The 16,812-nt window shown below is 38.9% G+C and carries 15 protein-coding genes; 7 read left to right on the forward strand and 8 right to left on the reverse strand.

Annotation, left to right across the window (positions count from 1 at the left end; all coding sequences use genetic code 11):
* Positions 1–45: 45 nt before the first annotated feature.
* A complete protein-coding gene (locus FTV04_RS09940) occupies positions 46–777 on the reverse strand; it encodes a YqiA/YcfP family alpha/beta fold hydrolase (RefSeq protein WP_180089360.1) in 732 nt (243 codons plus the stop codon).
* Between the two features lie 223 nt (positions 778–1,000).
* On the opposite strand from FTV04_RS09940, the gene FTV04_RS09945 reads away from it, so the two are divergent.
* A complete protein-coding gene (locus tag FTV04_RS09945; RefSeq protein ID WP_373684557.1) occupies positions 1,001–1,534 on the forward strand; it encodes a peroxiredoxin in 534 nt (177 codons plus the stop codon).
* 57 nt (positions 1,535–1,591) lie between these two features.
* Here FTV04_RS09945 and bfr read toward each other — a convergent pair whose 3' ends face one another.
* The 3 genes from bfr to FTV04_RS09960 form a co-directional block, all read right to left on the reverse strand.
* Positions 1,592–2,056, reverse strand: a complete 465-nt coding sequence (gene bfr, locus FTV04_RS09950; protein WP_067762676.1) for a bacterioferritin — start codon at positions 2,054–2,056, stop codon at positions 1,592–1,594.
* A 373-nt stretch (positions 2,057–2,429) separates the two neighbouring features.
* Positions 2,430–3,404, reverse strand: a complete 975-nt coding sequence (gene rlmF, locus FTV04_RS09955; protein WP_180089362.1) for a 23S rRNA (adenine(1618)-N(6))-methyltransferase RlmF — start codon at positions 3,402–3,404, stop codon at positions 2,430–2,432.
* Positions 3,405–3,792: 388 nt separating this feature from the next.
* Positions 3,793–5,127, reverse strand: a complete 1,335-nt coding sequence (locus FTV04_RS09960; RefSeq protein WP_180089363.1) for an ISNCY family transposase — start codon at positions 5,125–5,127, stop codon at positions 3,793–3,795.
* A 182-nt stretch (positions 5,128–5,309) separates the two neighbouring features.
* Between FTV04_RS09960 and FTV04_RS09965 the strand changes: the two genes are divergently transcribed.
* The 3 genes from FTV04_RS09965 (at position 5,310) to FTV04_RS09975 (ending at position 7,857) form a co-directional block, all read left to right on the forward strand.
* Positions 5,310–5,789 carry an SMI1/KNR4 family protein gene (locus FTV04_RS09965; protein WP_168379535.1) on the forward strand — a complete coding sequence of 160 codons (480 nt, stop codon included), beginning with the start codon at positions 5,310–5,312 and terminating at the stop codon, positions 5,787–5,789.
* Positions 5,790–5,979: 190 nt separating this feature from the next.
* Positions 5,980–6,240 (forward strand): hypothetical protein, encoded by a 261-nt coding sequence (locus FTV04_RS16955; RefSeq protein ID WP_306669640.1) that lies wholly within the window; start codon positions 5,980–5,982, stop codon positions 6,238–6,240.
* A gap of 528 nt (positions 6,241–6,768) precedes the next feature.
* Positions 6,769–7,857 carry an aldehyde reductase gene (locus tag FTV04_RS09975; RefSeq protein WP_257221013.1) on the forward strand — a complete coding sequence of 363 codons (1,089 nt, stop codon included), beginning with the start codon at positions 6,769–6,771 and terminating at the stop codon, positions 7,855–7,857.
* A gap of 65 nt (positions 7,858–7,922) precedes the next feature.
* Here FTV04_RS09975 and FTV04_RS09980 read toward each other — a convergent pair whose 3' ends face one another.
* Complete coding sequence (locus FTV04_RS09980) at positions 7,923–10,100, reverse strand: TonB-dependent siderophore receptor (RefSeq protein WP_180089365.1); 2,178 nt, start codon at positions 10,098–10,100, stop codon at positions 7,923–7,925.
* A gap of 434 nt (positions 10,101–10,534) precedes the next feature.
* On the reverse strand, positions 10,535–11,587 hold the full coding sequence (gene omp38, locus FTV04_RS09985) for an outer membrane protein Omp38 (protein ID WP_180089366.1): 1,053 nt from the start codon (positions 11,585–11,587) through the stop codon (positions 10,535–10,537).
* A 379-nt stretch (positions 11,588–11,966) separates the two neighbouring features.
* On the opposite strand from omp38, the gene FTV04_RS09990 reads away from it, so the two are divergent.
* The 3 genes from FTV04_RS09990 to FTV04_RS10000 all read left to right on the forward strand — a co-directional run bounded on the left by FTV04_RS09990 (position 11,967) and on the right by FTV04_RS10000 (position 14,434).
* Positions 11,967–12,488 carry a GspH/FimT family pseudopilin gene (locus FTV04_RS09990; protein ID WP_180089367.1) on the forward strand — a complete coding sequence of 174 codons (522 nt, stop codon included), beginning with the start codon at positions 11,967–11,969 and terminating at the stop codon, positions 12,486–12,488.
* Positions 12,489–12,601: 113 nt separating this feature from the next.
* Positions 12,602–13,777, forward strand: coding sequence for a thiolase family protein (locus FTV04_RS09995; protein ID WP_180011606.1), 1,176 nt, complete (start codon positions 12,602–12,604; stop codon positions 13,775–13,777).
* 207 nt (positions 13,778–13,984) lie between these two features.
* Complete coding sequence (locus FTV04_RS10000; RefSeq protein WP_180089368.1) at positions 13,985–14,434, forward strand: VOC family protein; 450 nt, start codon at positions 13,985–13,987, stop codon at positions 14,432–14,434.
* A gap of 69 nt (positions 14,435–14,503) precedes the next feature.
* On the opposite strand, the gene FTV04_RS10005 is transcribed toward FTV04_RS10000, so the two are convergent.
* Positions 14,504–14,989: a DUF934 domain-containing protein gene (locus FTV04_RS10005; RefSeq protein WP_168379542.1), complete on the reverse strand. Its 486-nt coding sequence runs from the start codon at positions 14,987–14,989 to the stop codon at positions 14,504–14,506.
* Positions 14,982–16,625, reverse strand: a complete 1,644-nt coding sequence (locus FTV04_RS10010) for a nitrite/sulfite reductase (protein ID WP_078190090.1) — start codon at positions 16,623–16,625, stop codon at positions 14,982–14,984. The genes FTV04_RS10005 and FTV04_RS10010 overlap by 8 nt, the downstream gene beginning before the upstream one ends.
* Positions 16,626–16,812: the final 187 nt, after the last annotated feature.

Below are 16,812 nucleotides of genomic sequence, written 5' to 3' on the forward strand. Positions count from 1 at the left end.
ATGTTAAACCCACGGCAATAAAAAATAAATTGCCATAAAGCCCAGCTAGTCAGAGATTTGTTCTATTTTCTTTAAATATTGGCATATTTTGCAACTTATGACTTCAGATTGAAACAATGGAAAGCCATGTGAGCCAGAAACCAATTCTGTCTCCAAAAACTTTACAGCTAAATTACGCAGTAAGCGTTCAACTTTGTAACTAACTAAAAAATCTTGCTTAGCAAACAAATGGTATTGATGACCAGTGTAATTTTTCAAGATACTGACATTATTAAGCTTCTCCAAACAGTTCAATCCTGCTCGAAGCACATCTAAATTTTGCGCTTGAATCAAACTTTGCAAGGTGATGAAATCTTGCTTGCTGCTATCAGTGCCCTGACAAACCATATAACCAAACTTTTTTAGGGTCGAAATTGCATCTTGCTCGAAAGATTGTTTAAAGCTTTGAAAACTGGTTTGATCCATCGCAGCAGGCCACTGTTCATCAGCCACAAAACTTGGATTTGAGCCAAGTGTGATCAGCACTTTTTGTTGTTGATATTTTTTTTGAATTTCATCTACCAAAATCGTCGCCAATTGACCGCCAAGAGACCAGCCAATAATCACATCAAATTGCTTCGCCAATTTAACTTTCTGTTCCAGCACTTCTAGATTTAAGGCATCAAAAATATTCCATAATTCGACCTGATAACCTTGAGCGATCAATGCCTTCTGTAAAGGAGCAAGTAATTTACAACCGCCGCCCCAACCAGTAATAAGTAAAATCTGTTGTTTCAATGCAAACTCTAAAATTAAACGATTCCAAATAGTATAAAAGTTCAGAGCAAGTTTGATAGTGGCATTTCAGCACATCAACCGGTTTGCCAAAAGACATTCGCAATCGACTTCAATAAATATAAAATCAGCCAGCCTACAGCGCTTTAAAATTTGCTAAGATCAGATAAAGAACAATATAAACTGATGCTCTATGAAAGTTTCTTCATTGCTAAAAATCTGTTTCATGACATGTGCTTTAATAGCAACTACCCAAATCACAGTTGCTGAAACATCAATACTCAGCACCAGTCAAAACAAACAAAAACAATGGGTAGGCACACCCGCACCCAACTTTAAATTGCAAGATCAAAATGAAAAATGGCACGAACTGAAGCAATATCAAGGGAAATGGCTCGTTCTGTACTTTTATCCCAAAGACAACTCACCCGGTTGTACAGAAGAAGCCAATCAATTTAAAACCCTATATCCACAATTTTTAAAAAGTAATGCGGTTGTTTTGGGTGCAAGCTTAGATGATGTTGCATCACATCAAAAGTTCTCTAAAGCACTCGGACTTCCCTTTCCAATTCTTGCCGACCTCCAACATAAGCTGGCGACACAGTTAGGTATTGTACGAAACTTAGGGATTTTGAAAGTTGCCAAACGTGAAACCTTTCTGATTGATCCGAAAGGCATTATTGTTTATCACTACACCAGTGTGAATACACAGACACATGCGGCGCAAGTCTTGGCAGATATTAAAAAACTACAACAATAGTTTTCATGGCCCAATAAAAAACCCAGCAGAAGCTGGGTTTTTTGGATATTTTTTAAATTACATTTGAGACTGAATATAGTTTGGTAGACCAATAAGTTCGATCAAACGCATTTGCTTTTCAAGCCAGTAAGTATGATCTTCTTCAGTATCTGACATTTGCTGACGGAGCATATCACGGGTCACATAGTCACCCTTTTCTTCACACAATTTTACGCCTTGTGCAAGTTTCTCACGAACATGATATTCAAGCGCCAAATCCGCTTTTAAACAAGTCACAACGTCTGTACCGACTTCAATATCATCACGATTCATATTCGGCGTTCCTTCAAGGAACAATACGCGCCGAATCAATGCATCTGCATGTGAGCCTTCTTCTTGGCTTTCATGATCGATACGTTCAAAGATTTTACTTAAGCCCCAATCTTCATACATACGGGAATGAATTAAGTATTGATCACGAGCAGCCAGTTCGCCACCGATCAGCATATTTAAGTAGTCTACGACTTCTGGATTGCCACGCATTTTCTTCACTCCATACCCTTTTCAAATATTATGGACAAGTTTCAAAATGAATGCAAAATATAATTTTTGTAAGTTTATGATTTATATAAAATTTAAATGATAAACATACGCATTTGCAGTTCAATTCCGCGCATTTTTCACATATAAAAGAAGCCCTTGCAGAAAATTTAAGGCATTTAGAACACGAAATAATTAAAAATCGCTAGATGCTGTTTTTTGTAACAATTAACAATGCGTCTTGTTTAGCAAAAATATCCCCAAATTGATTCAAGACTCCATACTTGCACTGCCTCGCCTCTATTCATGGAATTGTGCACTGATGACCCATGCATTGCTGTCAAAGACAAGGCGAAAATCTCTAAAGAAGACAGACTTAAGCTGAAGTCCAACGTGCATTCTTCCACGCTTGCTGTTGCCTTAAATCTAGAAAAGTCCAAGCGATAAAACGGCTTTCTTTTTGTCCCTGCGCCATTTTAATAGTTTTCACATCCACTGCACCGCTCTTCGCTAAGGCCTTTAAAAGCACTGGCAATGTTGTTTTCTTGGAAACCAGCGTACTAAACCAAAGACATTGTTCAGCAAACTGGATGCTCTCTTGTACCATTTGGCAGACAAATCGCTCTTCGCCGCCATCACACCAGAGTTCGTTCTTTTGACCGCCAAAGTTTAATACCACCTTGCTCCGATCAACTGGCTTGCCCAGTTTTCTTAATTTTTGCGTTGCTGTCGCGTTGGCTTCATCTTGCGAGGCATGAAATGGTGGATTACACATGGTCAAATCAAAACGATCTGAAGGTTTAATCACACCATTGAAAATATTGCTCGCTTTTTTCTGCAATCGAATCTGAATGCCTTTACGCAGATTCGGATTGGCCTCCACAATAAATAGAGCACTTTTAACCGATGCAGCATATATGTCTGAGCCTACAAATTTCCAGCCATAGCTGCGATGACCAATGATCGGATAAATACAGTTCGCGCCCACCCCAATATCTAAGACTTGAACGTTGTGTCCTGTTGGAATCTGCCCTTCGTTGTTGGCACTCAACAAGTCAGCCAAATAGTGAATATAGTCAGCTCTGCCTGGAATAGGCGGGCAAAGAAAATCTTTGGGAATATCCCAATATTGAATGCCATAAAAATGCTTGAGCAATGCTTTATTGAGCATTTTCACAGCCTGTGGATCAGAAAAATCTACCGATAAATCATTATATTTATTTGGGCTGACAAAAGGCGTAAGTTCCGGACAGCTCTGTATCAACTGAGGAAAATCGTAACGACTGCGATGCAGATTTCTTGCATGTAATTCCGATTTTTGCTGCGGAAAAGATTTCTTTACTTGCGCCATGTGTATGCCAATAATCAACGGGAGAACAGAATTATCTGATAAGGCAGGGTCTATACCTGCAAATGAATCGATATTGTACGTGAATTTAATGCTCAATGACGCCCTAAACCTCTTATTTGTCTATCTTCAGAATGAATAACGACTTGGATAACTATTCATATTTAATCTGGACATTTTTGTTTGCTATAGCATTAAATTTCATTAAACAAAACCGTGAAACATTGCTCAAAATTTAAGCATGGAACGGAAAGAATCTCGTAAAAAGCCCAATCACACATGATTGGGCTTTTTACATCAAGATAAAATCTTGTAATTTAAAGATAAATAAAAAGATGTTATTCCCAAGTAGAAATGTCCTACCTAATAACCAAATAGAAATGTCCTGTTTTTAACTACAAGAGTCAAGCACAGGATTTAAATTTCTTTGTTCAATAACAACTTTCTGAGCTTTACGACTCGGCATACTTTTCTTGAGACGGGAACGTTTATTCTGTTTCTCCAATTCCTCATGTTGCTGCTGGATATGGGCCAGGACCGAACCTAATCTTTTATTCTCAACCACATCATTCTGCTGTAGTCCAGCCAGTTTATTGAAGACGCTATAGTTGATCTTCCGTCCTTCATGCATGATTGCCACAGTACCATCCGGGTACTCCAGAAATGAAATGTATTGCCCAACAAGCTTATGATTCAGCTCTGTCGGTTCAAGCATATAAATACACTTGTCATAGGTCAGGGTCAGATTCTTGGTGACCTTACGCGGTTCCTGCCAGGTAAAAATATCATCCAGTTCAAGATCAGATTCGCTTAATGGCCGATGCAGGTTCTTTGAGTTTCGCGCACATTTGGCGAACTTCTGATTGAACTGCTCAATAAAGCAGGGTAACCATATATTGGCCTCTGCAATCGAACCGATGCCTTCCAGGCGCATCTCCTTGATCAGACGGTCCTGAAGGGTTCTGTTGGCACGTTCCACACGACCTTTGGCTTGGGGTGAGTTGGCAAAGATAATATCGATGTTCAAATTATTCAGAATCCGCCCAAATTGCGTAATCTGGCTGTCTTGCCTGGATTTCTGATTAACTCTGAATACCGAATGCTTGTCGCTATAAAAGGCTAGAGGTTTGCCGTATTGTTCAATGTAGGCTCGGGTTGAAAGCATGTAGTCAAAGGTCGTTTCAGCCTCACAAAAGCGCAGATGCAACAGCTTTCCAGTAGCATCATCGATATAAACCAACAAGCAGCATTTTGCAGCTCGACCTTCAAACCAGTCATGATATGAGCCATCAATTTGGATCAGTTCACCGAAGCAATCCCGGTTATAACGTGGCTGATATGGACGCTTCAGGCGCTTGGATCGCGGAATCCACAGGTCATTGGCCGTCATCCAGCGCCGAAGCGTTTCTACCGGGATATTCAGGTCAAACATGCTGCTGAGCTTCTCATGCGCCAAGGTGGGTCCAAAGCCCAGCAAATGTTCAGCAATAATGGAAAGGCACTTTGATTTTAACAAGTCATCATGGCGACGATGGCCAGGTTGACCACGACTGGCATGTGCCATACCTGAGACACCATCTTGATTGAGCTTCTGCAATAACCGGGTAATTTGACGGGTGGAAAGATTTAGGATTTCAGCAGCACGGACCTGGGTAATACGATGATCTCGAACGTCTTGCAGAACTGCAAGCCGTTGAATTTCTTTGTCAGACATAGTGATCAGCATCTATATTTATATCCAGTCCATGGTGATAAAAACCATCATAAACTAGACATTTTTATTGGTGAGAATATAGACACTTTAAATGGGTTCTAACAAAAGAATTTCGTATAACGTGTATTATGTTAATTTTAGATAATATTAACAATGTGGGAAATATGAATGAAAATAATTGAAGGTATTGAGTAATGCAAGATATTGGCGATCTATATCCAAATGGTGAAGTTGAAAAGAAAGTAATTCAAAACTTTGCTAATACTCTAGGTGTAGAATTCCCACCTGAATATATTAAACTTATTTCACAACATGATGGATTTTATCCCCAAATTAGTAGCTTTGATTTTGTTGATACTAATGGAGAGCTAAATATTTCTTGTATTGCTGAATTTGGTGGATATATACATACGCCTCGAATAGAAGGTATGCAGTTCCCTGAAGGTGACGATGACTATAGTGGCAAGTTAATTGGATTTGGTATGACGCCTGGAGGCGACTTTATTTGCTTTGATTACAGATTTCCATGGATAAAAGATCAACCTAAAATTGTCTTAGTCCTACATGATGATTTCTATGATTATGGTGTAAATGAGGATAAGAGAAAAGTTCTTTATTTAGCTGATAGATTTGAATATTTTATAAATTCATTACATGAATATATTGAATATTAAAAGGTTTCAAAAGACTATTTTTTATTTAAAATGATGGCTGTTATAGAAAATGAAGAAGCCTAGACCGAAGATCTAGGCTTTAAATTTAAAAAATATATAAAAATTAAGTCTATAGTATCAATTTTTTCAACTTCGCATCACGTGTATTATGCTAATTTTAGAGAAAATCAAGAATCAGTTGGAATAATCAATGACATTAAAAGCGTTATATATAGAACTTTGTTATGGAGAATATTCTTACTCAGAAAGGAGAAAAAAATTAATTGAATATATTGATAACAATGAAAATATTCCTGCTGAATTACTTGAACTATATCCTAATTATGAACCACTATTACTCAGTGTAATACAGATAAAAGATTCTGAATTTTCATCCAATTGTTTAGAAGCCGAAATATTGGCAGCTAAATTCTTTTTAGGTGTTTTAGCTGACTATAAAAATGTAATTTAAGCCCTCTTAAGCTATGTAAAATTTTTAGTAATTTAGAAAAAGGGTTCCTTGATGCACCAAGAGGACTTGAAAATAACATAGCTTACTATCCCGAATGGATAGGTGACCTCTATGACGCTTGTGACTGGTGCGATGAAACATGGACAATCGAAAATTCACCTCATTTAATAGATGCTATACAGCATCAGATTAATGTCATTCATGGGTGGCTTTTGAAGCCTATTTAACATCATAGAGGTTATACGAAATAAAAAACCAAGACCTAAGATCTAGGCTTTAAATTAAAGCGCACAAGTTAGATATGACTCTTTGTCCATTTTTCTGTGAGATTTTGCATCCATACTCATAAGAATATACATCTATCCAACATTCATCCCATATTCACACTTTTTAAGATCATAAAAAAGTACTTTTACAGCATTCACATGCATTCTCTGCTGAATTTAGTGCGCATTAAACCCAATCATCAACATATATTTTTTCAAATCAATCAAAGACAAAACTAAATATTCTCAATATGATAAAAAAATGCGTCAATTAAAGTTGAAGAATATGAATAGCAAGACAACAAAACAGATACTCGTCACAGGCGCGACAGGCTATATTGCCAGTTGGGTCATTAAAAACTTACTTGAATTAGGGCACACGGTACATGCCACAGTTCGTGATCTGAATAAAACATCAGGATTTGCACATCTCGAAAAAATTGCAGCTGATACAACTGGCACTTTAAAACTGTTCCAAGCCAATTTATTAGATGAGGGTGCATTTGATTCAGCCATGCAAGGTTGTGACATTGTGATCCACATGGCATCCCCTTTTGTAGTGACCAACTATAAAGACGCAATAAAAGACATTATTGAGCCGGCTATTTTAGGCACTGAAAATGTACTCAACAGTGTCAATAAAACAGAATCTGTACAACGTGTTGTCGTGACTTCAAGCATCGCATCAACCTATGGTGATGCCATTGATATTCTACAGACCGAGCATAATGAATTTGATGAATCGCATTGGAATACCTCCAGTTCAGAAACTCATCAGCCTTATCCATATTCAAAAGTGATGGCTGAGCGCAAAGCATGGGATATGCAAAAAGCACAACAACGCTGGGATTTGGTTTGTGTAAATCCAGCCTTAGTGATGGGCCCTTCATTAACAGCATCGACTCAGTCTGGCAGTGTTGAGGTTTTACAGCAGTTTGCCAACGGTATGACTTTGGCGGGTGTTCCACCAATGTGGAATGGAATTGTCGATGTCCGTGATGTCGCCGATGCGCACGTACAAGCAGCATTAAACCCTAAAGCATCAGGTCGTTATATCATTAGCGGTGGTACTTTAAGTTTATTAGAAATGGGGAAAATATTACGCTCGCATTTTGGTAATAAATTTCCTTTTCCACGCAATACCTTACCGAAGTTTGCCTTTAAAGCATTTGGCCCTCTTGCAGGTTTCCCACGTAAGTTTGTTGAACTGAATATGGGTTACCCAATTTACTTTAATGCTGAAAAAAGTAAAACAGAATTAGGCATTGAGTACCGAGATATTCAACAAAGTGTGGTTGAACATTTCCAACAATTACTCGATGACGGTGTGGTTAAGCAATATATTCCGTAAATAATTCATCAGCAAAAAAGCCACCTTGAATAGGTGGCTGTTTATATTAAAAAAACTAATCTAACTTAGAAATCAAAAGTCACACCTACTTTATAGGTACGTGGGCCACCCACTAAGGCATAACCTGAGTTAAATGTACCTTCCCAATATTTTTCATCAGTCACGTTATCAATATTAGCTAAGAACGTTGTGTTCACACCACCTAATTGAGTTTTATAGTGCGCACCAAGATCTAAAATTGTGTAGTCTGGGAGTTTAAGTGCATTGGTTTCATTTAAGTACTGTTCACTCACGTAGTTTGCACGCGCATTGACATTCAAACCATCCACATACGGTACTGCATAATCTAAACCAAGCGTTGCGGTAAAGTCAGGAATACCATACACCGTATTGCCTTGATTAGTTACACCATTTTTCACCGCTGCTTTGGTATATTCAGCATCGATATAAGCCAAACTACCCATCAGATTTAGACCTGTATAAATCTCTCCTGAAAATGCCCATTCCACGCCACGTGAACGTGTTTCTGCATCATCTGTGGTAATTTGATTGATTGTACTATTGGGTTGACCATCAGAATATGAAGATACCATCGTCGATGGTTTTTCAATTTGATAAAGTGCAAATGTATTTAACCAACTACCTGTTTGATATTTAGTACCCAATTCATATTGTTTGGTTTGGAATGGCGCAAAGGTGACATTATTGTTGGCATCTGCAACATTATTCACCGTTACACCTTCAGAAAGACCTTCAACATAGTTTGCATAAATAGAAAGATTCTCACCAAATGGTTTAACCACAACACCTAAGCTTGGGGATATTTTATCGTCTTGATAGCCTGTATTTTTCTGTAAATTCTTTGTGTCGATATCTTGATAACGTGCACCAACAATAAATTGCAACTTATCATCTAACATTGAAATCTGATCAGATACCGTATAGCTGGTATATTTATTATCTAAATTCGGTTTAACCACTGGGTACGCAGAAGGCATCCCTACAGTCGTATCAGGATCATACAAATTAGTTGAATTAATTTTCTCTTGTGTTGCCGCAACATGCTGATCTGTTTCTTTGGTCAAATAATCAGCTCGAACATTTACAGCATGTTTTACAGCACCCGTATTAAACTTATATTGAACACCTGTATTTGCTGATGTAATCGACTCTGATGACCCCGTACGATAGTACTGAGATGTGGCATGACCATCTGCTTGGCCAACGACAAGACGCGTACCAAAAATATGGCCACTATAGGCCTTTTCAATATGTCCTACACCTGCATAAACATTTAAGTCAGGTGTAAATGCATATTCACCACTTAAGCCTACAAACTCACTATCAGTATGGCCTTCCAAATTTTTAAAATAATTGGTATCGCCTTTAGGTGCAGCAAGCACGCCATTATAGGTATGGCCATGAGCATCTTTGACACCAAATGCCACCATCGCAGGTGAACCACCATTACGATCATCACGTACCGCATAGGCATCAAAATTAAATTTTAACTTATCCGTTGTATAGTCTGCAGCAATTGCACCTGATGCATGTTTATCTTCCATGCCTTCAATAATGTGCTCACCTTGACCATAAGCACCATTCACACGTAGACCAAATTCTTTTTCAGCACCAAAACGTCGCGAAACGTCAAAACCTGATTGGTAAAAACCACCTTCTTCCATTGAAGCTGAAACTTGAGTTTTTTCTTTATCTGCACGCTTAGTTTTAGCGATGACCACACCACCGACCCCGCCAGCAGGCGACATACCTGCAACCAAGGCATTCGAGCCTTTTAAAACCGTTACCGAATCTAGAAATTCAGTCGGTACGCGTCCATAAGGCGCCATACCGTACATACCATTGAGTGCAATGTCATCGTGATTGATGTCAAAGCCACGAATATTAAAGTTTTCGTTTAAATGACCTTGGTTTGTTGTGATACGAACACTCGCATCATTTCTCAGCACTTCACCCACGGTGGTCGCTTGCTGTTCTTCAATTAATTTTTCACTATATGCAGCAACGCTAAATGGCGTATCAACAATTTTTTTATTTCCCAAAGCACCAAGGTCTGTCTGCGCTTTCAACTTACCATTTGCAAGTTGCTTTTCTGCAGGTACCTCAACTTCAATTGTTTCAAGCACGGTTCGCTCTGCTGCATTTACTACTGCAGATGTGCCCACCCCTAAGATCGCGATTGAAATCGCACGGACTAAATGAGTTTTTGGAAAATTGATCATTGTTGAACGCTTAATTTATTTTAATAAGAATCATTATTATATTTAGAATAATTCTCAACTGTATTATGAATCCCGATGATTATACTTTTTTAATGAGAAATATAAATATTAATTTTTTTATAAATTGTAGATTAAACAAATGTAAATAATTGTTTTTAATTACTTTTGTAAAAAATAAAAATATAGCCTGTGTATGTTCAATTTAAGCTCTAAGGTAAACAAATGATTAATTAATATACAAATAGTTTGAATTTTTACATGCTTTATTGTCCCTTGAATAGATATATCCATTTACATCCAACGATTATTCAAAAAGTTAACACCTTAATTGTGTTAGAGCTTTTTCCCTATTTAAGACTGCTTTTTTTAATTTTTTGACATAAAAAAAAGCGACTCAAAAGAGCCGCTTTTTTCTAACCGAAGTTAAACTCAAATTATTGAGCTTGACCAGGTTGAGCCACTACAGTACGGCTACCAGAAATCGTAGCGAATACGCGACGGTTCATAGCACGGCCTTCTTTAGTGTTGTTGTCAGCGATCGGTTGATCCCACGCGAAACCTTGAGTAGATAAACGAGCTGGGTCAACGTTGTATTCGTTAACAAGTGAAGATTTAACAGAGTTAGCACGAGCTAGTGATAAACGTTCGTTTAGAGCACGTGGACCAGTGTTATCTGTGTGACCTTCGATGTTAGCTGTAGCATTAGGGTATTCGCCTAATTTTTCAGCTACTTTAGCGATTTCAGGTTTGTATTGATCTTTGATGTTTGATTTGTTTGTATCAAAGAACACACGAAGTTCCATGTTAAGATCTTCAGTCAACTCTTGAGGAGCTGGAGCAACTGGAGCAACTGGAGTTACAGGAGCAACTTCAACTACAGGAGCAGCAGGTTTCAAGTGACCACCAAGAACTACGTTAAGACCAGCTAAAGCTGTGTAGTTCCAGAAATCTTCATCAATGTTGTAAGTAGCACGAGCTTCAGTACGTAGAGATAAAGCATCGTTTAAGCGCCAGAAAGCACCTAGACCAGCATTACCCAAAGTACCTTCTTCAGTAGTACCACGGTCAGTGCCATTTAAACCACGAGCTGTAGCATTGTCAAATTTGTATTTGTAGTGACCAGCACCTAACAATACATATGGCTTAACTTTGCTGTCATAGTTTTTAGTGATCAAATCAGAAGTAGCATAGAAGTTACCGTTGATTTGAGTTTGTTTGTATTCACCTTCCTGAGGATCAACATCACCTTTAACTTGGTTGTATTCAGCTTCGAAACCTAACCATGGAGTTAATTCAACACCTAGTGCTGCACCAACAAACAAGTCGTCTTGTAGCTCAGGACTTTCAGTTAAGTTGTCGCGGCCGTTGTTGTGTTGAGAATCTTGGAAAGTGTAACCAAGCATTAATGGAGTAACAGTTACGCCTGCGTTTGCAGCTGCTAAAGGAGCAGCTACGAACATTGCTAATGCAATACGACTCATTTTCATGGATTTATCCTCCAGAGATAACAATTGTTGTTCAAGCTCAAGCCGAAAAATTGGCTATCCTGAGATAGGCTTTCTTAATACCCCAGTTTTTTTTTTAAGCTATTCACGCTGAATCATACAAACACTTTATTCTTTTTCCAAGTGCTTGATTAATCTAATCAAGTAAATTATTGACAAAATTACTTACAATTTCCGTTGTAATTCGGTAAATTTTTACTCAATTTTGAGCAGTGAATCGCCTATTGTCACTTGCTATTTTCATTTTAACAGCTTTATCTAAAATTGAGTAATAAAATTCTATACTCAAAATTAATATCGCCATTAAAAACACATATAACATTAGACATATAAAAATAATATTAAATTTTGGATTAAATCAATGCCTTACAATAAAGAAACCGGCTTTACGTTATTTGAACTTTTGGTCTCAATTGCGATTATGGTCATTATCGTGACGATAGCTTTACCACATTTCAACAATTTAATGGCGCAGCGAGAAGCGAATAACATCAAATTGACTATTCAGAATCACAATGCATTCGCACGGGCTCAGGCCACTATTTATCATTCCAATATTGTGATTTGTCCTAGTCTTAACTTTAAACTTTGCCAACCTAACAACTGGAACAGTGGTCTGATCATATTTATTGACAGTAATAAAAACCGTCAAGTCGACGCAAATGAAAAAATATTGCTGCAAGATAAACTCAATTTAAAATATGGCGATCTATCTTGGCGTGGGACTCTACACATTCCAAGTCTCACCTTTCAGGCTAGCTCCGGTTTACCCAATGGTTCAAATGGTAGTTTCTACTACTGTTCGAAATCAACGCTTCAACCGATCCGAGCAGTCTTAAGTCGAATGGGACATATCCGATTTGAAAACCCAACCAGTTGCTAATTTGAGAACCGGTGAGTCCAAAGCAGCCTTTTAAATTTGCTTTATTCCTGTTCAATTTTACTTATACTGCTGACGTATTCAAAAATTAATGTATAAGAAAATGGAGACATGTAATGACTGATATCGTCATCGTGAATGGTGCCCGTACAGCAATGGGTGGTTTTCAAGGGAGTTTAGCCGCTGTCACTGCACCTGAATTAGGCGCAGTTACGATTAAAGCAGCCATCGAACGCGCGGGTTTACAACCGACAGATGTTGAAGAAGTCATTATGGGCTGTGTGCTTCCGGCTGGTCTGAAACAAGGTCCTGCCCGTCAAGCGATGCGTAAAGCTGGTCTTCCAGATTCAACTGGTGCCGTAACCATCAACAAGCTGTGTGGTTCAGGTATGAAGGCCGTGATGCAAGCGGCAGATATGATTAAGGCAGGTTCGGCTCAAGTCGTGGTTGCAGGTGGTATGGAGTCAATGACCAATGCCCCTTATGTTTTGACCAAAGCACGAGCTGGCTACCGTATGGGCCACGGTGACGTTAAAGATCATATGTTCTTAGATGGCCTAGAAGATGCAGAAACGGGCCGACTCATGGGGTCTTTTGCGCAGGATATGGCAAACACAAAAGGCTATACACGTGAACAAATGGATGACTTCGCCATTCGCTCGCTTAAACGTGCGCAAACTGCAATTACTGAGGGATATTTTGCTGACGAAATCGTGCCTGTCACTGTTTCGAGTCGTAAAGGCGATGTGATTATCGATAAAGACGAACAGCCTTTTAACGCTAATATCGAAAAAATTCCAACGCTGCGCCCTGCTTTTGCTAAAGATGGAACGATTACCGCTGCCAATGCCAGTTCTATTTCTGATGGCGCATCTGCTTTAGTTTTAACATCAGCAGATCAAGCTTCAGCAAAAGGTTTAAATCCGCTCGCAAAAATTGTGGCTTATGCATCAAATTCACAGCATCCTTCAGAATTTACTATTGCACCTGTAGGCGCAATTCAAAAAGTTCTAGATAAATCGGGTTGGAATGTTGCTGATGTCGATTTATGGGAAATTAATGAAGCTTTTGCCATGGTCACGATGTGCCCTATTGATGAATTTAAATTAGATGCTGAAAAAGTAAATATCAATGGTGGTGCTTGTGCGCTTGGACATCCAGTTGGTTCTACAGGTTCACGCATTATTTTAACGTTGATCCATGCATTAAAACGTACAGGTGGTAAGCGTGGTATTGCAGCACTATGTATCGGTGGTGGTGAAGCGACTGCTGTGGCGATTGAATTGCTTTAATGCTCTGTAGACTCCCTTCGCAAAGGGCGATTTAGAGGGAATATTCTTTAATCCTCCCCTAACCCCTCCTTTAATAAAGGAGGGAGACTGAAAATCCCTCTGTAAGAGGGATTTTTTATGCTTACATTTTAGACATAAATTGTTCACATACAGGTCAGCAAAGGCTCTTAAAATAAATGTCAACATAATAAAAAATGGATGACCATTATGCAGCTCAATCACTACTTGAATTTTCAAGGCAATACCGAAGCAGCCTTTAATTTTTATCGCTCTGTACTTGGTGGAGAATTCCTCAATGTGATGCGTTATGGCGATATGCCTGCCGAGGAAGGCATTTCACTATCCGATGCAGATCGGCAAAAGATTATGCATATTTCCCTGCCAATCAATGAATTTACCGTGCTGATGGCCTCAGATGTCAACGAACAATTTTGTGCACAAACCAATCAACCCTTTACCTTAGGCAGCAATCACTATATTTCGATTAATTTAGAAAGCAGTGAACAAGCTGAAGCCAAACGATTGTTTGATGCATTGTCCAAAGGTGGCTCTATAGAAATGCCTCTCGAAAAGACCTTTTGGGGTGCACTCTATGGCGCATTTACCGATCAGTTCGGTATTAAATGGATGGTCAATTGCCAGCTTAAAAATGAATAATCACTCATTAAAAGTATTTCGATCAATAAAAAAGCCTCCGAATGGAGGCTTTTTTATTGATCAAGGCACTTAAGCACCTGTTTGATAATGCGCTTGCGGCACAGCAGTTGAAGCTTGGTATGGATTGGTAAAATCACCTAAGCCAGCAGCAGCTTCAGCAATATCTTTACCTTCTTTCACCACAAATGTATCAAAACCTGAACGCTTCATGTAGTTCAACACATCTTTGAATACATCACCTGTCGCACGTAGTTCGCCTTGGAAACCTTGGCGACGTAACAATGCAGCAAATGAATAGCCACGACCATCATTAAAACCGGCAAATTCGATGAAAATAGCATCTAACTGGTCAAGCGGGAATTCATTGGTTTCAGGTGAAGCATCCACCGTTACGAAAAGTGCTTTTTTACCAGACACATTCGCAAGTTGATCTAACTGCTCAACTGTTAAAACCACGTCACCTTGTGGCAACACACCATCTTCACCAATGACTTGGTAAGTATTGTCTGCAATCGAGCCATCTTTAGAGAGGACTTGTAGTGCTGTATTAAGCATATGCACGCTCCTTAAATGGTTGGATGCCAACACGGCGGTAAGTATCAATAAACTCTTCGCCTTCAGCACGAAGGTCTAGATAAGTATTTAAGATTTCTTCAATGATGTCTGGTACAACTTCGGCTGCAAATGATGGGCCTAAGATGTCACCAATTGATGCATCATGGTCGGCATTACCACCCAAAGTGATTTGATAGAACTCAGCACCCTTTTTATCTACACCTAAAATACCGATATTACCGACATGGTGGTGACCACATGCATTCATACAACCAGAGATGTTCAGATCCAATTTACCTAAATTGTAAATGGTATCTAAGTCATCAAAACGACGAGAGATCGCTTCAGAAATTGGAATCGATTTCGCATTTGCCAATGAACAGAAATCACCACCTGGGCAGCAAATGATGTCGGTTAAGAACCCAATATGCGCACGTGCAAGATTATGTTGATCAAGGATTTTCCATAGATCAAACAAATCTTTTTGCGGTACATCAACAAGCGCAATGTTTTGCTCATGTGTGGTACGGAACTCACCAAAGGTATATTTGTCAGCCAAGTCAGCAATCAGGTTCATTTCTTCAACGGTCATATCGCCCGGTGCAATACCCGCACGTTTCAAAGAAATCGTAACGATGCGGTAACCTTTGACTTTATGTGCATTGGTGTTGATGTTGAACCATTGTTTAAATTTCGGCTCTGCGGCAAATTGCTCTGCGAAATCTTCATCTGCATAATCTTGGTAATCAAATGGTGTGAAGTTCTCATCCATTTTCGCCAAGGTATCAGCATCAATTTTTAAAGTTTTGATGGTATGTGCAAATTCAGCTTCCACTTTCTCTGCAAATACTTCTGGTGTTAATGCTTTCACCAAAATTTTGATACGTGCTTTATATTTGTTATCACGACGACCGTGTAAGTTGTATACACGAAGTACCGCTTCTAAATAAGCAATCAAATCTTCACGTGGCAAGAAGTCACGAATAAAGCTACCAATCACTGGGGTACGGCCTAAACCACCACCAACTTTGATTTTATAGCCAATCTCGCCTGCTTCATTTTTCACGATATACACACCGATATCATGGAAAGACGTTGCCGCACGATCAGTTTCTTCCAGTGCTGAAACTGCAATCTTGAACTTACGTGGCAAGAAAGCGAATTCTGGGTGGAAAGTTGACCATTGACGAATCAATTCACACGTTGGGCGTGGGTCAGCAATTTCACCCGCAACCACACCTGCATATTGGTCAGTGGTTGTGTTACGAATACAGTTACCCGAAGTTTGAATCGCATGCATTTGAACAGATGCGAGCTCTTGTAACATATCAGGCACATTTTCTAGTGCAGGCCAGTTAAACTGAATGTTTTGACGAGTAGATACGTGCGCATAACCACGGTCATAGTCCTGAGCCAATGACGCAATTTTACGTAATTGTTTAGAATTCATCAGGCCATAAGGTACTGCAATACGTAGCATCGGTGCATAACGCTGTACATAAAGGCCGTTTTGAAGACGCAGTGGACGGTATTCATCTTCCGTCAATTTACCTGCTAAATAACGTTCCGTTTGATCACGGAACTGTGCAACACGTTCATTAACCAGTTGCTGGTCAAAATCAGTATATAAATACATGGCGTACAGCTAGTAATTTCTATTATAACAATGCACAGCATAACGAGATTTTATCTATCAAGAAAATGCGTTTTTTACATATTTAATAGCGATTTTATTGATAAGACTGTCGCAATTTCACTGATATAGCGGATTCCGGTCATTTACTTTTTATTTATTAATATATTGAATTATTTCTCCATTACTT

The organism is Acinetobacter sp. YH12219, assembly GCF_013417875.1.
Taxonomy (GTDB): Bacteria; Pseudomonadota; Gammaproteobacteria; order Pseudomonadales; family Moraxellaceae; genus Acinetobacter; species Acinetobacter amyesii.

Excerpts from the sequence above, each read along its gene's own strand:
- FTV04_RS09945 (WP_373684557.1), top strand. The coding sequence starts at position 1,001 with ATGACATGTGCTTTAATAGCAACTACCCAAATCACAGTTGCTGAAACA.
- bfr (WP_067762676.1), bottom strand. The coding sequence starts at position 2,056 with ATGCGTGGCAATCCAGAAGTCGTAGACTACTTAAATATGCTGATCGGT.
- rlmF (WP_180089362.1), bottom strand. The coding sequence starts at position 3,404 with ATGGCGCAAGTAAAGAAATCTTTTCCGCAGCAAAAATCGGAATTACAT.
- FTV04_RS09960 (WP_180089363.1), bottom strand. The coding sequence starts at position 5,127 with ATGCTGATCACTATGTCTGACAAAGAAATTCAACGGCTTGCAGTTCTG.
- FTV04_RS09965 (WP_168379535.1), top strand. The coding sequence starts at position 5,310 with ATGCAAGATATTGGCGATCTATATCCAAATGGTGAAGTTGAAAAGAAA.
- FTV04_RS16955 (WP_306669640.1), top strand. The coding sequence starts at position 5,980 with ATGACATTAAAAGCGTTATATATAGAACTTTGTTATGGAGAATATTCT.
- FTV04_RS09975 (WP_257221013.1), top strand. The coding sequence starts at position 6,769 with ATGCGTCAATTAAAGTTGAAGAATATGAATAGCAAGACAACAAAACAG.
- FTV04_RS09980 (WP_180089365.1), bottom strand. The coding sequence starts at position 10,100 with ATGATCAATTTTCCAAAAACTCATTTAGTCCGTGCGATTTCAATCGCG.
- omp38 (WP_180089366.1), bottom strand. The coding sequence starts at position 11,587 with ATGAAAATGAGTCGTATTGCATTAGCAATGTTCGTAGCTGCTCCTTTA.
- FTV04_RS09990 (WP_180089367.1), top strand. The coding sequence starts at position 11,967 with ATGCCTTACAATAAAGAAACCGGCTTTACGTTATTTGAACTTTTGGTC.
- FTV04_RS09995 (WP_180011606.1), top strand. The coding sequence starts at position 12,602 with ATGACTGATATCGTCATCGTGAATGGTGCCCGTACAGCAATGGGTGGT.
- FTV04_RS10000 (WP_180089368.1), top strand. The coding sequence starts at position 13,985 with ATGCAGCTCAATCACTACTTGAATTTTCAAGGCAATACCGAAGCAGCC.
- FTV04_RS10005 (WP_168379542.1), bottom strand. The coding sequence starts at position 14,989 with ATGCTTAATACAGCACTACAAGTCCTCTCTAAAGATGGCTCGATTGCA.
- FTV04_RS10010 (WP_078190090.1), bottom strand. The coding sequence starts at position 16,625 with ATGTATTTATATACTGATTTTGACCAGCAACTGGTTAATGAACGTGTT.